General features: G+C 72.1%; 18 protein-coding genes. 9 read left to right on the plus strand and 9 right to left on the minus strand.

The window, feature by feature from the left end; all coding sequences use genetic code 11:
- Positions 1-56 precede the first annotated feature (56 nt).
- Positions 57-347, minus strand: a complete 291-nt coding sequence (locus tag BJ971_RS21985) for a hypothetical protein (RefSeq protein ID WP_184995119.1) — start codon at positions 345-347, stop codon at positions 57-59.
- On the opposite strand from BJ971_RS21985, the gene BJ971_RS21990 reads away from it, so the two are divergent.
- Positions 346-1,020 carry a DUF6325 family protein gene (locus tag BJ971_RS21990; protein ID WP_239087580.1) on the plus strand — a complete coding sequence of 225 codons (675 nt, stop codon included), beginning with the start codon at positions 346-348 and terminating at the stop codon, positions 1,018-1,020. The two genes, BJ971_RS21985 and BJ971_RS21990, sit on opposite strands and share 2 nt — an antisense overlap.
- 24 nt (positions 1,021-1,044) lie before the next feature.
- Entirely contained in the window at positions 1,045-1,353 is a 309-nt protein-coding gene (locus BJ971_RS21995) for an SHOCT domain-containing protein (protein ID WP_184995120.1), read from the plus strand.
- An 84-nt stretch (positions 1,354-1,437) separates the two neighbouring features.
- Here the strand turns inward: BJ971_RS21995 and BJ971_RS22000 are convergent, their stop codons facing one another.
- Positions 1,438-2,367 carry a YhjD/YihY/BrkB family envelope integrity protein gene (locus tag BJ971_RS22000; protein ID WP_184995121.1) on the minus strand — a complete coding sequence of 310 codons (930 nt, stop codon included), beginning with the start codon at positions 2,365-2,367 and terminating at the stop codon, positions 1,438-1,440.
- A 125-nt stretch (positions 2,368-2,492) separates the two neighbouring features.
- On the opposite strand from BJ971_RS22000, the gene BJ971_RS22005 reads away from it, so the two are divergent.
- Positions 2,493-3,491, plus strand: coding sequence for a YihY/virulence factor BrkB family protein (locus tag BJ971_RS22005; RefSeq protein ID WP_184995122.1), 999 nt, complete (start codon positions 2,493-2,495; stop codon positions 3,489-3,491).
- Between the two features lie 56 nt (positions 3,492-3,547).
- On the opposite strand, the gene BJ971_RS22010 is transcribed toward BJ971_RS22005, so the two are convergent.
- Positions 3,548-5,149 (minus strand): MFS transporter, encoded by a 1,602-nt coding sequence (locus BJ971_RS22010; protein ID WP_184995123.1) that lies wholly within the window; start codon positions 5,147-5,149, stop codon positions 3,548-3,550.
- A gap of 131 nt (positions 5,150-5,280) precedes the next feature.
- Between BJ971_RS22010 and BJ971_RS22015 the strand changes: the two genes are divergently transcribed.
- Positions 5,281-6,033: an SGNH/GDSL hydrolase family protein gene (locus BJ971_RS22015; RefSeq protein ID WP_184995124.1), complete on the plus strand. Its 753-nt coding sequence runs from the start codon at positions 5,281-5,283 to the stop codon at positions 6,031-6,033.
- 102 nt (positions 6,034-6,135) lie between these two features.
- The gene (locus BJ971_RS22020) at positions 6,136-6,822 is read left to right on the plus strand and encodes a DivIVA domain-containing protein (RefSeq protein WP_184995125.1); all 687 of its coding nucleotides are present in this window, start codon (positions 6,136-6,138) and stop codon (positions 6,820-6,822) included.
- A 60-nt stretch (positions 6,823-6,882) separates the two neighbouring features.
- On the opposite strand, the gene BJ971_RS22025 is transcribed toward BJ971_RS22020, so the two are convergent.
- The 3 genes from BJ971_RS22025 to BJ971_RS22035 all read right to left on the minus strand — a co-directional run bounded on the left by BJ971_RS22025 (position 6,883) and on the right by BJ971_RS22035 (position 9,951).
- A complete protein-coding gene (locus BJ971_RS22025; protein WP_184995126.1) occupies positions 6,883-8,034 on the minus strand; it encodes a hypothetical protein in 1,152 nt (383 codons plus the stop codon).
- 155 nt (positions 8,035-8,189) lie between these two features.
- Positions 8,190-8,834: a response regulator gene (locus tag BJ971_RS22030; protein WP_184995127.1), complete on the minus strand. Its 645-nt coding sequence runs from the start codon at positions 8,832-8,834 to the stop codon at positions 8,190-8,192.
- Positions 8,827-9,951, minus strand: a complete 1,125-nt coding sequence (locus BJ971_RS22035; RefSeq protein WP_239087579.1) for a GAF domain-containing sensor histidine kinase — start codon at positions 9,949-9,951, stop codon at positions 8,827-8,829. The genes BJ971_RS22030 and BJ971_RS22035 overlap by 8 nt, the downstream gene beginning before the upstream one ends.
- Positions 9,952-10,081: 130 nt before the next feature.
- Between BJ971_RS22035 and BJ971_RS22040 the strand changes: the two genes are divergently transcribed.
- The 3 genes from BJ971_RS22040 (at position 10,082) to BJ971_RS22050 (ending at position 12,389) form a co-directional block, all read left to right on the plus strand.
- Positions 10,082-10,777 (plus strand): SDR family NAD(P)-dependent oxidoreductase, encoded by a 696-nt coding sequence (locus tag BJ971_RS22040; protein WP_184995128.1) that lies wholly within the window; start codon positions 10,082-10,084, stop codon positions 10,775-10,777.
- The gene (locus tag BJ971_RS22045) at positions 10,774-11,790 is read left to right on the plus strand and encodes an S-adenosylmethionine:tRNA ribosyltransferase-isomerase (protein ID WP_184995129.1); all 1,017 of its coding nucleotides are present in this window, start codon (positions 10,774-10,776) and stop codon (positions 11,788-11,790) included. Before BJ971_RS22040 ends, BJ971_RS22045 begins: the two co-directional genes overlap by 4 nt.
- Before the next feature lie 251 nt (positions 11,791-12,041).
- Positions 12,042-12,389, plus strand: coding sequence for a histone-like nucleoid-structuring protein Lsr2 (locus tag BJ971_RS22050; RefSeq protein WP_184995130.1), 348 nt, complete (start codon positions 12,042-12,044; stop codon positions 12,387-12,389).
- 314 nt (positions 12,390-12,703) lie between these two features.
- Here the strand turns inward: BJ971_RS22050 and BJ971_RS22055 are convergent, their stop codons facing one another.
- The 3 genes from BJ971_RS22055 to BJ971_RS22065 form a co-directional block, all read right to left on the minus strand.
- Positions 12,704-13,567 carry a universal stress protein gene (locus tag BJ971_RS22055; RefSeq protein WP_184995131.1) on the minus strand — a complete coding sequence of 288 codons (864 nt, stop codon included), beginning with the start codon at positions 13,565-13,567 and terminating at the stop codon, positions 12,704-12,706.
- Between the two features lie 856 nt (positions 13,568-14,423).
- A complete protein-coding gene (locus BJ971_RS22060; protein WP_184995132.1) occupies positions 14,424-16,832 on the minus strand; it encodes a PEP/pyruvate-binding domain-containing protein in 2,409 nt (802 codons plus the stop codon).
- A gap of 276 nt (positions 16,833-17,108) precedes the next feature.
- Entirely contained in the window at positions 17,109-17,747 is a 639-nt protein-coding gene (locus tag BJ971_RS22065) for a methyltransferase family protein (RefSeq protein WP_184995133.1), read from the minus strand.
- Between the two features lie 87 nt (positions 17,748-17,834).
- Between BJ971_RS22065 and BJ971_RS22070 the strand changes: the two genes are divergently transcribed.
- Complete coding sequence (locus BJ971_RS22070; protein ID WP_203709427.1) at positions 17,835-18,413, plus strand: TetR/AcrR family transcriptional regulator; 579 nt, start codon at positions 17,835-17,837, stop codon at positions 18,411-18,413.
- Positions 18,414-19,845 lie beyond the last annotated feature (1,432 nt).

Here is a 19,845-nt window from a genome sequence, read left to right on the forward strand (position 1 = left end):
GATCGGGACGACCTTCTCAGCCCCCGCTTCCGCTGCGGGTCACGGGCGGCCCGGCCTCACCGGACCGAGTCGGACAGCGCACGGTCGTAGTCGCGCCAGGCGCCGACGCCGGCGCCGGTGGCCGTCCGGACCTGACCCCAGCGGCGGCGGACCGTGACCTGCGGCGGCTCCTCGAGCTGCGCGATGTACCGCCGAGCCGCACCGAACATCGCGTACGCGCCGACGGCGGCGCCGATCGCGTAGGTCACGAACCCGACCGTCATGAGGGCCGCGCTGCCTCCCACCAGTCGCCGGTCGACGTACGCTCCCGACATCCTGGTGCCGGCGGTGTTGGTAAAAGCAGCCATGTTCTGCCTCCTGGGCTCGGTTCGCGGCCTTTCGTCCGCAGCCGGGATGCTGCGCGACAGTCAGTCCCACCGTCGCCCGCGCCGAAGGTTCCCGTCGTCATCCGGCCCGGATGAGCGCAATGCCGGCCGCATCCGGCCGACCGCCTTTTCACCCGCTGGGGGTGAAGGACCGGGAGCCGCTGTCGGGCAGCGTGAGGTCTGGTTGTCCAAGCTGACCGGAAGGGCTGAAATGACAGACGATCTCGATGAGATGGGCCCGATCGACTACATCGTGGTGGAGTTTCCCGGGAACCGCATGACCGGCAAGGGTCTGCCGCTACTTGTCGATCTGCACGATCGCGGCATCATCCGGATCCTCGACCTGCTGTTCATCCGCAAGGAACTCGACGGCTCGGTGGCCGGCCTGGCGATCGCGGACCTGGACCACGACGGCGAGCTCGACCTCGCCGTCTTCGAGGGGGCGAGCTCGGGCCTGCTCGGCTCCGAGGACATGCACCACGCCGGTTCCGTGCTCGAACCGGGCAGTTCGGCCGGGATCCTCGTGTACGAGAACAGGTGGGCCGGGCCGTTCGCGTCGGCGATCCGCCACGGCGGGGGAAGGCTTGTCGCGAGCGGACGGATACCCATCCAGGAAGCACTCGCCGCGCTGGAAGCCTCCGAAGTCTCCGCCTGACCCCCGTACGAGAGGAACAACGCCATGCCAGGTCTACTTCGCGGTGTCGCCCGCACCGCCGTCATCGCCGGGACGGCCACCAGCGTCTCCAACCGCGTCTCGCGCCGGCAGGCCGGGCGCTGGGCGGCCAAGGAGCAGCAACAGCAGGCCTACGCCGCGCCGCCACCCCAGCAGGCCTACGCCGCGCCGCCGCCCCAGCAGGCCTACGCCGCGCCGCCGGCCGACTCGATGGACGACAAGCTCGCCCAGCTCAAGCAGCTCGGAGAGCTGAAGGCGCAGGGGCTGCTGACCGAGGCGGAGTTCGAGGTCCAGAAGCGGCGCATCCTGGGCTGACGGCGGCCGGGGCCGAGGGTTCCGGTGCGCCGTGAAACCTGCCGGCTGGTGCGATCGCCGCGCCAGCCGGCCGCCGTGCGCCTATCACAGCGCGTCGTCGTCCGGCTGGCCGGGTACCTCGGCGGCCCGGACGAACAGCGCCGCCGGCCAGCGCCGGCCGGGGTGCTCGGGTGCGCCGCCCATCTCGGCGCCGATGACGGCGGCGACGACCACGCAGACGCAGACCAGAATCAGCCAGGTCAGCAGCGCGAACGTGATTCCGATGATCCCGTAGCGGTCGGCGTTGCTCTCGATCACCCGGGGCATCCACACCGCCGAGTACAGGTTCAGCAGCGCGCCGCCGACCCCGGCCACCACCGAGCCCGGCAGCAGCCGCCGGAGCTGGACCCGCCGGGACAGCAGCAGGTACTGCAACAGCAGCCAGATCGCCGTGGACATGACCACCCGCAGGACGACCGCGAACGCGGTGCCGGCCGGCACCTGACGCAGCAGGCCGACAAGCAGCGACAGCACCAGCAGCGAGCTGATCAGCAGCCCGACGGCGGTCACCCCGTTGAGCGTCCCCCGCACGCCGATCGCCGGCAGCCGCCACGCGGACTCGTACGTGCGCTGAAGCGACCGGGTCAGGTTCAGCAGGGAGAACAGCAGCACGACAATGCCGAGGACGGTGAACGCCCCGGTGGCGCCGGGCGGACGCTCGAAGAGCGTGCGGATGGCCTGTGCCGAGGAGCCGGTGACGTGGAACCGCGCGGCCAGCCGGTCGGCCAGCGCCGTCGGGCCCCGGCCGGAGGCCGCCGCGGCCACCACGATCAGCAGCGGGATGAGGGCGGTGAACGCCTGGCCGCCCAGCACGAGTGACCTGTCGCGGCCGTTGATGGCCGCGAAGCGTCTCAGGCAGCGCAGCGGCAGCGAGGACTCGGCCCGCGACAGCAGGCCCGCCCCGCGGTCCAGGGCGGACCGGAGCAGACGCTCCTTGAGACCCGGCCCGGGCGGTTGCGGTCGCTCGCCGTTCATCGACGTCTCCTATACCCCGGATGGCTTATATCCCGCCGGGATGAGGCGGCGGCCCCGGTCGATGGGCAGCGTGGCCGTATCCGACTACGACATCGTTGCGCAAGGAAGGCAGGGGCGCAGATCTCATGAGCGGTGGAACCGGATCCCGCCTCAGCGAGTTCGGATCCGGTTGCGTCCGGCGGCTGGACGCCCTGCAGCGCCGGCACCGGTTCCTCGGCCTGCCCGTCGCGGTAGTGCGCAAGTACTTCGACGACGGCGGCCCCCGCATGGCGGCCCTGATCACCTACTACGGATTCCTCAGCCTGTTCCCCCTCATGCTGCTCGCCACCGCCGCGGTCACCGCGACGCTCCAGTCGCGCCCCGACCTGCAGCAGCGGGTGCTCGATCACCTCGTCCGGCCCGAGCTCCAGCCCGAGGTCGAGCAGGCCCTGGCCCGCCTCCCGCCGAGCGGGGTTCCGCTCGCCGTCGGTCTGATCGGCCTGCTGTTCGCCGGCACCGGCGGGGTGCTCGCCGTCTACTTCGCCCTGAACCGGATCTGGGGTGTCCCGTGGCGGGACCGGTTCGGCCTGACCCGTCAGTACGTGCGGGCGGTCTCCGTGATGATCCTGACGTTCGTCTGCGCCCTGCTGGCCGCCGCGTCGGCCCTGATCACCGACTCCCTCCTGCGACTGCCCACCGTCCAGCGCAGCGCCTCTGCCGTCGCCACCGTCGCCGCGCTCTTCGCCGTCCTCACCCTGACGCACAAGGTGCTGGTCTGCCGGCCGCTGCGCGTCGCCGACATCTGGGCGGGCGGCGTGCTCGGCGCCCTCGTCGTCACCGCCCTGCTCAGGACCGCGACGTCGGTCCTGCCCGCCCTGGTGGCCCGGGCCGGGCCCGTGTACGGCAGCTTCGCGACCGTGGTGGGTGTCTTCACCCTGCTGTACCTCATCAGCCAGACGCTGGTGCTGAGCATCGAGGTCTCGGCCGTCCTCGAGGGCCGGCTGTCGCCGCGCAGCCTCACCGGCAGCGTCCCCAACGCGGCGGACCGCCGGGCGCTCGCGCTGCTGGGCCGCCAGCAGGAGCGCGTCGCCGGCCAGGTGGTCACCACCACCTTCGCCGCGGCGAAGCCCACGGCCGAGGAGTAGCACGTGCACCGCCGGCATCGCCACCCCTTCTCCTGACCCTTCCGGTGGGCGGATCGTCAGCCGATGAGCGTTTCCTCGGCGGGGCCCGACGCCACGGGATCGGGCAGGCGCATCATGCGGAACGAGTTGAACAGCCCGAGGAGCCCGGCGAGGATCGGGATGAGTAGGGCCACCTGAAGGGCGAACGGGCGCGCCTCCGTGTTGATGCGGATGATCTCGTCCTGCACCTGCTGCGGCTGGCCGGCGAGCAGCTCACCGAGCTGGGTGTTGGTCATGACCTGGGCGTCCTCCTCCAGCACCTGCGCGACGCGCTGCTGTTCGGCGGGCGGGAGCACGGTGCTGGCCTGCGCCATCGCGGTGAAGGTGATCGACAGGGTCGCCAGCATGACGGCGCCGGCGAACGCCAGCCCGAACGACAGCCCGAACGACCCGGCCGCCGAGTTCGCGCTGGCGGCCTCGCTCACCCGCTCCTGCGAGATCGGGGCGAGCGTGTAGTTGTTGAGCTGGGACACCAGCAGGCCGAGGCCGCTGCCGGCGATCAGCAGGGGCGGCACCAGGCCCCAGCCGAACTCAGCACGGGGCACGATCGGGACGAGCAGCAGGAGGCCCGCCGTGAGCAGCAGGAATCCCCACCGGACGATGCCGCTCGGGCGGCGGTCGCCCGCCTTCTTGCCGGCGAGCAACGCCACCGCGAACATGCTGAGCGAGAGCGGCGCGAGGGAGAGGCCGGCCTGCATCGCGTTGTACTCGAGCACCATCTGGAGGTAGATCGGCAGCGCGATCATCGTCCCGCCCAGGGCGATCTGCTGGAGCATCTGCTGCGTGATGCCCAGCCGGAAGATCTTGGACCGGAACAGGTCCGGATCCAGCAGCGCCGGCTGACCGCGGCGCTTGCGCCGCAGCAGCCAGTAGACCAGCCCGGCCATCGCGGCGGCGCCGATCGCCAGCAGCGCGACCACGGACTCGCCGCCCTCCTGCCACACCAGGATGCCCAGCACGATGCCGCCCATCCCCACGACGGACAGGCACGCGCCGGCGACGTCGATGTCGCGGGGCCCGGTGTACGGCACGTCGCGGACGATGCCGATGCCGGAGAGCACCACCGCGATGATGACGACCTCGCCGAGGAACGCGATGCGCCAGGAGAGATAGGTGGTGATGAAGCCGCCGAGCAGCGGACCGACCGCGGCGGCGATCGCGGCCGCGGCGCCGACCAGGGCGTACACCCGCTTCTGCTCCGCGCCGGCGAAGTTGCCGTGAATCAGCGACTGCATGCCGGGCAGCAGGAGCGAGGCCCCGATGCCGCCGAGCACCGCCCAGAAGATGATGATCGTCGACAGGCTCTGCGCGAGCGCCATCGCGAGGGCACCGGTGGCGTAGCCGAGCAGGCCCAGCACGTACGCCCGCTTGCGGCCGATGAGGTCGCCGACCTTGCCGCCGATCAGGATGAACGCGGCCGACACCAGCGCCTCGAGCGCGATCGCCGCCTGCACCCCGCTCACGGTCGTATCCAGGTCCCGCACCACCGAGGCGATCGACACGTTCATCAATGAGGTGTCGACGACCAGCACGAACATCGCCATGGCCAGCAGGATCGCCAGCCGTCGCCCATGTGCGGTCGCTGGCCCGGGACCGGCGGTGCTCGTTCCCTCGGTCATGGAAAGGGATCGTCGCCGTCCGGCGTGATTCGTGCCTCATCCCCAGTGAATGAGCAGCACCCGGGCAGCCCGAACGGGGTACCCCCGGGTAACTTGAGGGCTCCGGGACAGGTGTGAGGGAGGGTGTCACGATGCGGTACGTGGCGATCGGCGACAGCTTCACCGAGGGCATGGGCGACGAGCTGCCCGACGGATCGGTGCGCGGCTGGGCCGACCTGGTGGCCGCGGGGCTGGCCGCCGAGCTGACCGGGGAGGTGAGCTACGCCAACCTGGCGATCCGCGGCCGCCTGCTCGAGCCGATCGTGGCCGGCCAGCTGGAGGCGGCGCTCGCGCTGACGCCCGCGCCGACGCTCATCACGCTCAACGGTGGCGGCAACGACATGATGCGGCCCGGCACCGACATGTCCCGCCTCGTCGAGCTCCTCGAACGGGCGATCCGGCGGTGCGCCGAGGCCGGCGTACGGCTGGTGGTGCTCAGCGGCGCGGACCCCTCGGCCCGGCTGCCGTTCGGGCGGTCCATGCGCCGCAAGGGTGAGCTGCTCACCGCCGCGACCGTCGAGCTGACCGAGCGTTACCACATCGAGATGGTCGACGTCTTCCGCGACGCCGAGATCCGCGGCGCCGCCTACTGGTCGGCGGACCGGCTGCACCTCAACGCCGCCGGGCACCAGCGGGTGGCGGGCCTGGTGCTCACCGCGCTGGGCCACGCCCGCGCCGCGCACGTCGTCGCGCCGGGGCCGCGCGAGGGGCGCCAGGTGCTCGCCGAGGCCCGCTACTACCGCGAGCACGTCCTGCCGTGGGTGAACCGGCGCCTGCGCGGTCGCTCGTCCGGCGACGACCGCACCGGCAAGTACCTCGACTGGACCCCGATCGGGACCGCGTGACGACGGTAACGACTCGCTGAGGCTGGACCAGCGCCCACCGCCCGGCGATGTTGCGTAGGATTCCGGCCGCATGCCCGCACGCCCGCTGATTCGAGGAGCACGATGCCGTTAACGCCGGCCGACATCCACAACATGGCCTTCAAGAAGCCCCCGATAGGCAAGCGCGGGTATGACGAGGAGGAGGTCGACGCGTTCCTGGACGAGCTCGAGCAGGAGCTGACCCGTCTCCTGGAGGAGAACAACGCCCTGCACAACCAGGTGCAGCGCGGCGGCCCGAGCGGCCCCGGCCCGTCGGCATCGGCGTCGGCGCTCAACGCCGAGTTCTCCGAGCTCAGCGCGCAGCTCGAGCGGTTGCAGGAGGCCCGCGCCCGGGCCGAGCAGAACGCCCGCAGCGTGCAGGCCCGCCTCGAGCAGGCCCGCAACTCCGTACCGTCGGGGCCGGCCATGTCACCCGACGGGGAGGACCGCAACGCCCGGGTCCTGATGATGGCGCAGCGCACCGCCGACGACCACATGCGCGACGCCCGCAAGGAGTCGGAGTCGCTGCTCGCCGACGCACAGGACAAGTCGCTCCAGATCACCAGCGACGCGCAGCTCAAGGCCGGCACCATCGAGGCCGACGCGCGGCGCAACCACAGCGAGGCGATGAACAGCCTGGGTGCCAAGCGCGCCGCCCTGCTGGACGAGATCGAACGCCTCGGCCAGCTCGCGGAGAGCTACCAGGGCGCCCTGAACAACCACCTCGCCCAGCAGTTGCAGGACCTCGACAGCGTGGCCCCGTCGTCCTGAGGCGTCGCCGGCGGGTTCCGGCACGGGCCGGCGCCACCGACGGGCACCGGCCCACTCGGGTCAGCACCAGGTGAGTGTCGAGTTCGTCCTGGTCACGTTGCTGATGGTGTTGTTCGTGCCGGTGCACGGGCTCCACCGGATGTTGGTGTTGCTCACCCGCAGGTTCTGGAAGTGGATGTCCGACGACGGGGCGAACTCGGTCCGCGAGGCGATGCGCACCTCGCCGCCGCCGCTGATCGTCCCGGAGCTGCCGGCGATGACGACGTTGTAGCAGTTCTCCACCAGCACCGAGTTGTTGCCGGTGTTGGCGATGTCCACGTTGGCGATGGTCGCCCCGCCGCTCTCCGAGACGCAGAACACCCCGCGGCCGCCGCCGCGCGCCTTGACCGTGCCGACCCGGATGTTCGTCGGATAGCCGCTGCCGACGCGGCCGTTGCGGTTGGCCATGCGGAACGCCGCGTAGCCGGTGCCGGTGCCGGCGTTCTCCGCGTCGACGGTGCCGACGGTCGCGTTGATCGTCTGGTTGAGCAGCAGGCCGGACTCGCCGACGCTACGGGCCGTGACGGTGCCGATGGTGATGCCGTCGACGCCGTAGGTCTCCACGGCGTGCGAGCTCGCGCCGGAGACGTAGGCGCTGTCGAGCCGGATGTTCTTCGACATCACGCTCGTGTCGCCGTAGTTGTCGATGCGGACGCCGAGGCCGGCGGAGAGCCGCATGTCGATCTGGCCGAGGACGACGTTGGACACGCTGCGCAGGAAGATGCCGTACAGCGGCGCCCCGGTCACGTTGAGGTGCGCGACCTCGACGTCGCGGGTGCCGCGGGAGTAGACCGGCGCCTGGTCGCCCGAGCCCGAGCCGGTGACGTTGATCGTGCCGCAGACGTCCAGCAGCGTGTAGCTGGGCAGCGAGATCCGCGAGTTGGCGCTGATCGAGCCCGAGCCGCGGACCACCACGTTCTGCTTCGCGGTGCGGGCGGGCAGGCTGCTGATGGCGGCCTGGACGGCGGCGCGCATGTCGGTGCCGGTGTACACCGTCGTGCCGCCGCGGCGAGCGGTCCAGGTGCTGCCGGACAGCGTCGCCTCGGCCTGGTAAGACAGCGCACCGCAGGCGGCCGCGGAGGCCTCGGTGCCGCCGACCACGACGGCGGCGGCCACCGCGGTCGTGACGGCGGCCAGCAACGCGGCGCGGCGCGGCGTTCCTCTGTGCTTCATCGGTACTCCGTATGGGTCGGTGGACGGGCGTGAAGGTGGCGTCCCTCGCGTCCGCTGCCGCCGGAGTGCCGGGCGCAACGTAACGATGCCCGTCTATGTGTTCACGATGTTAACGTTCACTTTCCGCATGTCAACGGTTTCCGGCCCCAGTCGGGTCAGTTGCTGACGATTCCGGCGCGGACGGCGTGCAGCGCGGCCTGGGTGCGGTCCTGGACGCCGAGCTTGGCGAGGATCGCGCTGACGTGGGTCTTGACGGTCTTCTCCGACAGCCCGAGCTCCCGGGCGATCTCCCGGTTCGCGCGGCCCCGCGCGATGGCGGCCAGCACCTCGCGCTCCCGCCCGGTCAGGCGCGCGCCGCCGCGCCGGGTCTCGCCCCCCGTCTCGCCCTCGGCGAGCAGCCGCGCGACGTCGGGGTGCAGCAGCACGTGGCCGGTGTGCACAGCCCGGATCGCGGCCGCGAGCGCCGGCGGATCGATGTCCTTGTACACGCAGCCGGCCGCGCCCGCCCGCAGCGCCGGCAGCACCGCGGCCGGCTCGGTGAAGCTCGTGATGATCAGTACCCGCGCGGCGTTGCCCGACGAGCGCAGGCCGCGCAGCGCCACCACGCCGTCGGCGCCGGGCATCCGCAGGTCCAGCAGCACCACGTCGGGCCGCAGCTCCGTCGCGGCGGCCACCGCGCCCGCGCCGTCGGCCGCCTCGCCGACAACGGTCAGGTCGTCCTGCAGGTCGAGGAACGTGCGCAGCCCCTGCCGGACGACCGGATGGTCGTCCACCACGAGCACCCGGATCGGCTCAGCCATCGGCCGGCACCACCAGCCGCACGGTCGTGCCCGCGCCCGGCCGGGACAGCACCTCGAGCCGGCCACCGGCGGCGCGGGCGCGCTCGCGCATCGACGCCAGGCCGAACTGGCGCGTCGGCGTCAGCGGGTCGAATCCCCGCCCGTCGTCGGTCACCTCCAGCACGACCGAACCGTCATCCGTACGCACGGCGACAGTGACCCGGCCCGGCTCGGCGTGGCGCAGCGCGTTGTGCATCGCCTCCTGGGCGATCCGGTACGCCGCCTCCTCGCGTACGGCCGGAAGGCGCGGCACCGGGGCTCCGGCGAACCGCACCGCGGGCCGGTGCACCCGGTCGAGCAGGTCCGTCTGCTTGCGCAGCGCCGTGTCCAGGCCGTCGCCGGACAGGTCGACCGGGCGCAGCCCGACCACGATCGCCCGCAGCTCCTCGGTCGCCTCGGCGGCGAGGCGGCGCACCGTGTCCAGCTCGGCCGCCGCCCGCGCGGCATCCCGGGACACCAGCATCGCCGCGGCGTCGGCCGTCAGCCGGAGACTGAACAGCTTCTGGGTCACCGCGTCGTGCAGCTCGCGGGCGATGCGGTTGCGCTCGGCCACGATGGACAGTTCGCGGCTGCGCTCGTACAGGCGGGCGTTCACCAGCGCGATCGCGGCGTGCGCCGCGAGCAGCCGCAGCAGCTCCTCGTCGGCCGCGCTGAAGCCGCCCGCCTCGCGCCGGTTGGCCAGGAACAGGGTGCCGAGGATCTCGTCGCCGTGCAGGATCGGCACGCCGATGAAGTCGGTGAGCTCCGGATGCGCGGCGGGCCACCAGCCGAAGCTCGGATGGGAGCGCACGTCGGCGAGCCGGACCGGGTTCCGGTCGCGCAGCATCGCGGCGAGCAGGCCGTGCTGGCGGGGCATCGGGCCGATCGCCCGCGCCCGCTCGTCGCTGATGCCGTCGGTGATGAACTCGCCGAACGTGTCGTCGGGGCCGGGCAGGCCAAGGGCCGCGTACCGGGCGCCGAGCAGCCGCCGGGCGGACGCGACGATCGTCTTCAGTACATCGTGCACGGACAGGCGGGCGGTGACGGCAAGCACCGCCTCACTCACCTCGCGCAGCTCGGCGCGGCCGCAGCCGGTCACCCCTGAACCGTACCCACCGGCCGCCGAACCCGGATCGGGCGCTGGACCTAGGTCCAACGGCGGGTACGGCGGGCCGATGGCGACCGGTCCGCGGATACCTAGCGTCGACGGCGTGGAAAGGAGATCAGCGATGCCTGTCGCGATCATCACCGGCGCGTCCCGAGGGCTCGGGCTCGCGCTCACCGCCGGGCTGGCCGACGCCGGCTGGCGGCTCGTCGTCGACGCCCGGGGCGCCGGCGACCTTGCCGCCGCGATGGCGAAGTTCGACGTGGACCGGGTCGTCGCCGTGCCCGGCGACGTCACCGACGCCGCGCACCGGCACGCCCTGATCGCCGCGGCCGACCGGCTCGGCGGCACCGACCTGCTTGTCAACAACGCCGGCATCCTGGGGCCAAGCCCGCAACCGCCGCTGGCGGACTACCCGCTCGGCGCGCTGCGCGAGGTGTACGAGGTGAACGTGGTCGCGCCGCTCGCGCTGATCCAGCTCGCGCTGCCGGGGCTACGGTCCCGCCGCGGCGCGATCGTCACCATCACCTCCGACGCGGCCGTCGAGGCCTACCCGGGCTGGGGCGGGTACGGCTCGGCGAAGGCGGCGATCGAGCAGGCCGGCCGGGTCATCGCCGCGGAGGAGCCGGCCGTGCGGGTGTGGTCGGTCGACCCCGGCGACCTGCGTACCCGGATGCACCAGGAGGCCTTCCCCGGGCAGGACATCAGCGACCGGCCGCTGCCCGCGACCGTGGTGCCGGCCTTCCGGCGGCTGCTCGGCGACGCGCCGCCGTCGGGGCGCATCCGCCTCGCCGACCTGCTCGCCGGGGCCGGCCGGTGACGGCGCTGCTCGACTTCGCGCTGCCCGCCGCGCTGGAGGCGCACGAGCCGCCGGAGGCGCGGGGCCGGACCCGCGACGGGGTACGCCTGCTGGTCGGCGAGCGGGCCGGCGGCACCGTGCGGCATCACCGGTTCACCGACCTGCCGGGGCTGCTGCGCGCCGGCGACGTGCTTGTCGTCAACACCTCGGCCACCCTGCCGGCCGCGGTACCGGTCTCCCGCGGCCCGCTGACCGTCCACTTCTCCACCGAGAGCGACGACGGATCGTGGCTGGTCGAGCTGCGCCGGCGCAGCGGCAAGGCCACCGCGCCCTATCCGGACGGTGCCGAGGGCGGGCGGTATCCGCTGCCGGGCGGCGGCGCGGTGACCCTGCGCGAGCGGTACTCGGCCGGGCGGCTGTGGCGCGCCGACGTCGACACCGCCGGCGCCGCGTCCGTGCCCGACCTGCTGCGCGCGCACGGCAGGCCGATCCGGTACGGCTACGTGCGGCGCCCTTGGCCGCTCGAGTACTACCAGACCGTGTTCGGCGTCCACCCCGGCAGCGCCGAGATGCCGAGCGCCGGCCGGCCGTTCACCCACGCCATGGTGACCCGGCTCGTGCTGGCGGGCGTCGGCGTCGTACCCGTGCTGCTGCACACCGGGGTCGCCTCGCCGGAGGCGCACGAGCGGCCGTACCCGGAACGCTTCTCGGTGCCGCCGGGCACCGCGCGGGCCGTCGCGCGGGCCCAGGCCGACGGTGGCCGCGTCATCGCGGTCGGCACGACCGCGGTGCGCGCGCTGGAGAGCGCCGGGGCCGGCCCGGCGCACGGCTGGACCGATCTCGTGATCACCCCGGAGCGCGGGCTGCGGGTGGTCGACGGCCTGCTGACCGGCTTCCACGAGCCACGTGCCTCGCACCTGGACCTGCTCGCGGCGGTCGCCGGCACGCCGCTGCTGGAGCGCTGCTACGCGGCGGCGCTCGACGCGGGGTACCTGTGGCACGAGTTCGGCGACGTGAACCTGCTGCTGCCGTGACGGCCACGCCGAATTGCTCCGGCGGATCGACACGCTTAACCACACGGCTGGAATTCCGGAGGCATGTGGGCGATTCGCTCATCTCCAGCGCCCCGCCGGCGCGGCCGCCACCTAATGCAATGCCTTCGTGACTGATTTCCCCGTCGCATTCCACCGCGCCTGACGGGTCGTTCAACTGAGCCGCTATGGTAGTACGAATGCAGGCATTCACCTGATGCCTCACTGCGCAGCGTTTCGGGAGCGACCACACCATGGCAAAGACGATCGTCACCCTGCTGACCGATGACATCGACGGCAGCGAAGCGGACCGCACCATCGAATTCGGTCTCGATGGCGTGAGTTACACCATCGACCTTTCCGAGAAGAACACCGGGAAGCTGCGTAAGGCGCTGGACCCGTACCTCGCGGTCGCTTCCCGGGTCGGCCGCAGCGGCGCCGGCGGTCGCATCCCGTCCCGCGGCACGGCTGCCGCACCCGCCCGGACGAACCGCGAGCAGAACCAGGCGATCCGGGAATGGGCCGCCAAGAACGGCTACGACGTGTCCGAGCGTGGTCGCATCCCGAGCTCGATCGTCGAAGCGTTCCACAGCAAGCGCTGACCGGTTAACGGCCACAGGTGCCGTTGCGAATTTCGCGGGGGCCGCAATCGCAACGGCATTCCCTGGGCCACCTGCGTCTTTACCGGCGCCGGCCGCACTGCGGATCAAGGTGGCGCGGGACCCGGCCGGGACTCCCCGCCGGCCGTCCCATCGACGGAATTGGCCGGGCGGCCGGATCAGCCGAATTCGACCTGATCGCCGGTCCGCGCCCGGACGGCACCCTGAACCGGTTCACGATCGCCGGGAGTAATCACCCGCACCCGGTCCGAATCGGATCGGCCGATACGCATTTCCCGGACCGGCCGCCCCGGCGGCTATGCGGACGCGCGGTCGCGCCGCGGCACGACCATGACCGGCCGGTGCGCCAGGTGCAGCGCGCCCATCGTGACGCTGCCGAGCAGCATCTCCCGGACCATCGAATGGCCCTGCGAACCGACGACCAGCAGCGCGGCACCCCGCGCCCGGGCCGCGCCCGCCAGCGCCTCGGCGACGGAGTGCGCCGAGCGCCCGTGCCGGTGGGCGGCCCGCACCGTGACGACCCCGGCGCCGTCATCGTGCTCGCCGGCCTGCTCCACCCGCACGCGCAGCACCTCCCGGCCCGGGAAGAGCCGCACTGCCGTCTCGTACGCGGCCTCGGCGCCCGCGGATCCGTCCCAGCCGACCAGCACCGGCCCGGCGGCGAGCGCCTCCTGCTCGGCGAGCAGCATCGGGTGCGGCGCGACGAGCACGGGCCGCGGCGTGTAGTGCGCGGCCACGTCGGAGACGCTGCCCAGCGCGGCGGCGGTGCCGCCCAGCCCGCGGGAGCCGAGCAGCACCAGGTCCGGATCGAACTTCTCGGCGAGCTGGGCGAACTCCAGCCCCTCGCCGCCGTAGATGCGCCGGACGAGCGGCTCGGCGTCCCACCCGGCGGCCTTGGCGAGCGTGACCCCGACGCCGGCGATCCGGGCGGCCTCCCGCTCGCCCTCACGCTCGATGGCGTCGACGAAGTCGTCGACGTGCCCGGTGCCGGCCCACAGCCGCCGGCGCAGGGTCTCGCTGGCGAACGGCGGGCTCCACATGTGGGTCATCCAGGCGCGGGCCCGCGGGAACAGCGCCGTGCCGACGTCGATGACGGCGCTCGCCGCCGGAGATCCGTCATAGCCGACGATCGCGCACACGGTGTGCGGTCGAGCGTTCACGAGGCCTCCTCGAGTGGGGCAAGCCGGCCGGTGCGGGACCGTGCCTCCGCTTTCGGCGCAGTCGCGCCGATAGCGGACAGAGCCCTTCTCCAGTCTCCTTCTCGAGAGCTGAAATGACGGCGCCTCCCTCGTCGGTCCGCGCCATCAAAACGTGTGATGTTATTACAAAAGGGTGCTAATGCTATCGCACGATTCCCGGTCCGCGCCAGCGAGTATTCCCAGGCGGGGGGCCTCCCGGTCGGACTGATCAGGCCCACGCCGCCGCAACCCGAACCGGCCATTGAGGACACCGGGATCACCGGCGCGACAGTTCCGGCCGCATCGTCCAAGAGCGACCATCGGCCCACGGGCCAATACCGCCCCGACCTCCGCGACCCACGCCCGAATCCGCTCAGCCCGCCACGACAAGCCACCTAGTGGTCAACGGGAAACCATCGACCTGTGCGCCAAGACCGCCCCGATCCGCACCACGCCATTCACCGTGACAAGCCCGCCCGGTTCCCGGCATTCCCGGGCAGCCGCCGGCCCACGCGCCGAATCTCCGCCACCAGCACGCCGACTGTGACGAACAACGGGTCAAGCCCGAGTCCACTCAGGCCGCCGCCGAAACGACTCCGGGCGACCACCGGCCCGCGCGCCGAATCTCTGCCACCAGCACGCCGACGATGACGAACGACGGACCAGGCCGGTCCGCTCAGCCCCGCCATCGGCGTGAAGGTCCGCCGCACCGTCCACCGTGACAAGCCACCCGGTCACCGCCCGGATCCGCATTCGCGGGCGACCGCCGGCCCACGCGCCGAATCTCCGCCACCAGCGCGCCGACGATGGCGAACAACGGGATAGAGGCCGAGTCCGTTCAGCCCGCCACCGGCGTGACGGTTCCGGCCGCACCGTCCACCGTGACGAGTTGCCCGGTGGTGATCTTCCAGGTGGCGCCGGGCACGCAGATCACCGCCGGGATGCCGTACTCCCGGGCGACCGTCGGCCCGTGCGCCATGACCGCCCCGGTCTCCGTCACCAGCGCGCCGGCGGTGAGGAACAGCGGGGTCCAGCCGGGGTCCGTGGTCGCCGCGACCAGGATGTCGCCCGGTTCGACGCGGGCGGTGGCCGGGTCGTGCACCACCCGGGCGGGCCCGGTCACCCGGCCCGCCGACGCACCGACGCCGCGCAGCGCGTCGCCCGAATCGGACGGTGCCGGCAGCACGGCCTCGACGTCCGTGCCGTCCGACAGCAGCGCCACCGGCACCGCCCGGCGACGCAGCTCCCGCAGGTGCACCGCCCGCCGGTCGGCGACGATCTCCCGCAGGTCGGTGCCGGCGTGCACGGCGTCGTGCGCCTCGTCGAGCGTCACGAACATGATGTCGTCCGGCCCTTCCAGCCGCCCGGCGGCGGCCAGTTCGGCGCCGACGAGCAGGAGCTGCCGCCGCATCTCCCGCAGCGCGTAGAGGCCCGCGAACTTGCCCGCCTCCCGCAGGCCCGCCAGCGCCCGCGCCCGCCGCAGCAGGAACCCGGCGATCCGCCCCCGCACCGGCCGCCGCCGCCGTGCCCGCGCGACCAGCTCGTCGAGGGCCGCCTCGGCGGCCACGGCCGCCCGCTCGAAGCGCCGGTCGGGTGCCTGCTCGGGATCCGTGACCCGGAGACAGTTCGCGATCATGGCGAAGACCGGCGCCGGATCCTCCTCCCACCGCGGCACCCCGAGGTCGACCTCGGCGACGCCGCGATGGCCGTACCTCTCAAGGAACGCGGCCAGGCCGATCTCCGGAAGCGTCCCGGCCCGGTACCGGTCGGCGAGCTCCCCCGGCGGCGTGCCGAGCAGCAGCTCGCGGTGCTCACCGGCGCGCCCGGCGAGCAGCCACAGCGCGAGATCCATTTCGATGGTGACGTTGTGCGGCATCCCGCCCATGACAATGTGGATCTCATCCGCCCCGGCGATGCCCCGCAGCAGCCGCTCCGGCAGCGCGGCGGCGATCATGCCGGCCACGATCGGCCAGGTGATGTCGTCGGCGCCGTCCGCCGCGCCCCGCGCCCCGACGAACGCCAGCCGGTCGGCGGCGCCACGCAGGTCGCCGGGCGCGGCCGACCCGAGCCGCAACCGCTCGATCGCCCGGAACACCCGCTCCCGCGCCGCGTCCGGCCGGGCCAGGCTGCGGACAATCCCGCTCACCGCACGCACGACGGTACGCGGGGAGGGTGCCGCCGCGCCCTGACCGCGCGGCCCGCCACCCCCGCCGGGCGCGAACCGCGGATCGGCCAGGACATGCTCCATGGCCGCCTGCGCCCGCGGCCCGAAATCGACCGCCATGAGCCTGACCAGCCGCTTCCGCCCGGCAGGGTGGCGCGCCAGGTCGGTAAGATCACCGTAGAGGCGCCCGCCGATATCGACGATCTCCGCCCGTACGCCGAGAGCCGCGAGCATCCCCGCCACCTGGACCTTGAGAGTCGACATGCCCATCGGGGTGACCGGCTGGAGCATGCCCTGCACGTGCCCGAACTCGAAGTAGACCCTGGGCTGCGGCCTGGTGCTGACGGGCGGCAGCGGGAACAGGGTGGTGATCGGTCGCGACTGCAACAGCCAGAGCGTCCCGTCCCGGTCGACCGCCCACTCCACGTCCTGCGGACCGCCCGCGCGATCCTGCACCCGCTCCCCCAGCGCCCTCAACTCGCCCAGCCGCCCCGGCGGCACACACCCACCGCCGGCCGGCTCCCCCGCGCCGAGAACATAGTGATCCACCCCGGCGGCACCCTCGACCACGGCCGTGCCGACACCAGGCGCGGCGTCGACCATCATCTCGGCGCGGCTGCCGGTGAGCGGGTTCGCGGTGAACAGCACCCCCGCCGTCCCGGCATCGACCATCCGCTGCACAACGACCGCCATCAGGACCGCGTCATGATCGATGCCGTGTGCGTCGCGGTAAGCGACCGCCCGGGCGCTGTGCAGCGACTCCCAGCACTTCCCGACGGCGGCGAGCAGCTCATCGGCGCCGGTGACGCCGAGGACGGTGTCGTGCTGCCCGGCAAAGCTCGCGTCAGGCAGATCCTCAGCGGTCGCACTGGACCGCACCGCCACCGCCCCGCCACCGAGCCGCGCATACGCGTCAAGAATCTCGGCCTCGGGCAATACGCCGAGCCGATACGCCTCGGTGGTGACGCAGAAGCCCGGCGGCACCCGCTCACCCTGCCGAATCAACTCGGCCAGACCGGCCGCCTTACCACCGACCAGGGCCGGCATACCGGCGGTTATCTCGGACAGCTCGATCACATGCATCGCAACCCCAGTCTTTACAATACGACTGCAACGCATCCCACCGTAGCCGACCCGACACCAGATCTCCCACCCGAGCCCCACCGACCAGATCTCCACCTCGCCGGCGACGCTCCCGCACAGGCCAAACCACCGTCCCTTCGCAGCCGACCAGCGGGCCAGACCACCGCCCCTACCCGCACCCCACCGCCAGGTCAGGCCACCAACCCAGCCGCGACCCACCGGCCGGCCTAGCTACCAACCCTCACTCGACCCACCGGCCGGCCTAGCTACCAACCCTCACTCGACCCACCGGCCGTCGAGCCACCAACCCGGCCGGGGCCCACCGGCCAGTCGAGCGATCAACTCCACCACTGTTAACCAGCCCCACGGTCGCGATCCGCGGAGCAGGCGCCTCGTGCTAACTCCCGGTGGAGTCCGCCGCTGCGCCCCCGACCGCCGAAGCCGTGGCCACCAGCCGGGCACCGCGCGGCGGTAGGCCTCGTACTCGGCTCCGTAGACGCGCGACAGGTGCGGCTCCTCGTACAGCTTCACGAAGCCGAACATCGTGGCGCCCGCCACCAGGGCGTACAGGAAGAGCACGGCGCTGCCGAGCAGCAAGGCCTGGCCGACGATGGCCAGCACCACCGCGATGTACATGGGATTTCGAACGAAACGGTACGGGCCGCGGACCACCAGGCGGTCGGTCTGCGCCACCGGGGCCGGGGTGCCCGCGCCGTCCACGACGAACCGCACGAACGCCGGCACGATCACCAGGAGACCGGCGAGGATCATCAGCACGCCGAGTCCACGCACGACCCACGGCAGCGTGGCGTCGGCCTGCCACCCGGTCAGAGCCCAGGGCAGCAGGCCCGCGACGGTGCCTGGCGCGAGCGCGAAGAACAGCGCGCTGCCTCCGGCGGCGACCCCCCGTTTCATGCCGCCACCTCAGAATCCAGTCGCTGTCCCATCGCCACTCCATCCATACGGTGCCGTATGGTTGGACCATACGGTAGCGTACGGAATGTGTCGAGACTGAGCCGGGAACAATGGGCGTCCGCCGCCCTGGACGCGTTGAGCAGCGGAGGGCTGGCCGCGGTGGCGGTTGAGCCGCTGGCAACCCGGCTCGGCACCACGAAGGGCAGCTTCTACTGGCACTTCGGCGGCCGGGAGGAGCTGGTCCAGGCCGCGCTACAGCTGTGGCGGCAGGCCAGCACCACGTCGATCATCGAACGCCTGGAGTCCGGCGACGCGCCCGCCTCGGAGCGGCTGAGGCAGCTCTTCACCCAGGTGTTCGCCCCGCCGGCGCGTACCGATGCCGACCTGGCGCTGCTCGCGGACGCCGACCACCCGCTCGTGGCGTCGGCCCTGGCCGACGTGACCGAGCAGCGGCTGGGCTACATCACCGCGCTCTTCCGGGAACTGGGCTTCTCCCCGGCCCGGGCCCGGCGCCGGGCACTCCTCGCCTACAGCACCTACCTGGGCCAGCTCCAACTGCTGCGCACCGCCCCCGACCTGCTGCCGAAGCACGGCCCGGCCCGCACCGCCTACGCCGACGACATCCTCGCCGCACTCCTCAGCGACCAACCCGCGAAACGCGCCTGACCCCCGGCCGACGTTCACGATCACGCGGAGCAACGCGTTGAGCGAGGGAGCGGCGAGCAGCCCACCCCGCATCGCATGGAGCACCGGCGACTCCTGCGAGGAACAGGAGCACGACCGCACCCCTCCCTCCAGGCTTCAAGGCCCACCGCGTGAGCCGCCACACATACCCATTCACAAATCACAGGCACGATTGAGCCAGCTCGAGTGCCGAACCCAAATTTGAGCAACTTTGGCCCAATTCCGAGGTATCGGAGTCCATTGACACAGGCGGAAACCGCCACCCGATCCATCAATGTAGACTCAATTCTAATTGCGAAGTTGGCATGATCGACATTGGCCTGAGAGGGAAAACTGTCAGTCGGTTCGGGATAATGAATACATGCAGCGGCAGCTTCAATTCTTCAGTCGCGGCGAATTGGCCGCCATGCGCGACCGCACCGCATCCCGCAACTACTCCCCCGAACGCGACCAGTTCCGCCGCGACCACGAACGACACCGCACCTGGGGCCTGACACAACGCCACGCCCGCCGCCTACGCCAACTACACAACCCACCCGGCGAACACCCCACGCCAAACCCTGCCACGCCACGCACCACAACCCCGCCGTCGGCCCGGCCCCTCCACACCGAACAGACACCACACCCGACGCCGAACCACACCACCTCGACCCACCACGATCCGCCGCCGCTGCGACGCCGCCAGCAGCGCACCACACCCACAGACCAGGCCGAACCCGCCACGGCACACCACCCAGACACCGTCACCGACCAGACCGAACCGGCCGAGACCCACCGGCCGGACGAAGCCACCGAGCACACGGAACAAGCCGAGACACACCCGCCAGGCACGGCCGCTGGCCAGATGAAACCTGCCAAGACACACCAGCCAGAGAAGTCCGCTGACCAGCCGAAACCCGCCACAGCACAACAACCAAACAAGACCCCTGACCAGCCGAACCCGGCCGAGACACACCCGCCAGAGAAGTCCGCTGACCAGCCGAAACCCGCCACAGCACAACAACCAAACAAGACCCCTGACCAGCCGAACCCGGCCGAGACACACCCGCCAGAGAAGTCCACTGACCAGCCGAAACCCGCCACAGCACAACAACCAAACAAGACCCCTGACCAGCCGAACCCGGCCGAGACACACCCGCCAGAGAAGTCCACTGACCAGCCGAAACCCGCCACAGCACACCAGCCAGACAAGACCGCTGACCCGATGAAGCCCGCCACGGCACATCGGCAATGCGAGACGGGCGGCCAGGAGGAGCCCGCCCAGACGCCGTCGCCAGACGAAACCACAAGCCGGGCGGGACCCGCCGACAGACCCCGGCCACGGCTCCTGCACCTACCTGAGCCACGCCCGACCGGCACCCGCAGCCCTACCCGCGAGCGGTGTGCCCCTGCGAAGCGCGCCAGCCGACAACCT

It is taken from the genome of Amorphoplanes digitatis (assembly GCF_014205335.1).
Taxonomy (GTDB): Bacteria; Actinomycetota; Actinomycetes; order Mycobacteriales; family Micromonosporaceae; genus Actinoplanes; species Actinoplanes digitatus.

Excerpts from the sequence above, each read along its gene's own strand:
- BJ971_RS21990 (WP_239087580.1), top strand. The coding sequence starts at position 346 with ATGTTCTGCCTCCTGGGCTCGGTTCGCGGCCTTTCGTCCGCAGCCGGG.
- BJ971_RS21985 (WP_184995119.1), bottom strand. The coding sequence starts at position 347 with ATGGCTGCTTTTACCAACACCGCCGGCACCAGGATGTCGGGAGCGTAC.
- BJ971_RS21995 (WP_184995120.1), top strand. The coding sequence starts at position 1,045 with ATGCCAGGTCTACTTCGCGGTGTCGCCCGCACCGCCGTCATCGCCGGG.
- BJ971_RS22000 (WP_184995121.1), bottom strand. The coding sequence starts at position 2,367 with ATGAACGGCGAGCGACCGCAACCGCCCGGGCCGGGTCTCAAGGAGCGT.
- BJ971_RS22005 (WP_184995122.1), top strand. The coding sequence starts at position 2,493 with ATGAGCGGTGGAACCGGATCCCGCCTCAGCGAGTTCGGATCCGGTTGC.
- BJ971_RS22010 (WP_184995123.1), bottom strand. The coding sequence starts at position 5,149 with ATGACCGAGGGAACGAGCACCGCCGGTCCCGGGCCAGCGACCGCACAT.
- BJ971_RS22015 (WP_184995124.1), top strand. The coding sequence starts at position 5,281 with ATGCGGTACGTGGCGATCGGCGACAGCTTCACCGAGGGCATGGGCGAC.
- BJ971_RS22020 (WP_184995125.1), top strand. The coding sequence starts at position 6,136 with ATGCCGTTAACGCCGGCCGACATCCACAACATGGCCTTCAAGAAGCCC.
- BJ971_RS22025 (WP_184995126.1), bottom strand. The coding sequence starts at position 8,034 with ATGAAGCACAGAGGAACGCCGCGCCGCGCCGCGTTGCTGGCCGCCGTC.
- BJ971_RS22030 (WP_184995127.1), bottom strand. The coding sequence starts at position 8,834 with ATGGCTGAGCCGATCCGGGTGCTCGTGGTGGACGACCATCCGGTCGTC.
- BJ971_RS22040 (WP_184995128.1), top strand. The coding sequence starts at position 10,082 with ATGCCTGTCGCGATCATCACCGGCGCGTCCCGAGGGCTCGGGCTCGCG.
- BJ971_RS22050 (WP_184995130.1), top strand. The coding sequence starts at position 12,042 with ATGGCAAAGACGATCGTCACCCTGCTGACCGATGACATCGACGGCAGC.
- BJ971_RS22060 (WP_184995132.1), bottom strand. The coding sequence starts at position 16,832 with ATGCATGTGATCGAGCTGTCCGAGATAACCGCCGGTATGCCGGCCCTG.
- BJ971_RS22065 (WP_184995133.1), bottom strand. The coding sequence starts at position 17,747 with ATGAAACGGGGGGTCGCCGCCGGAGGCAGCGCGCTGTTCTTCGCGCTC.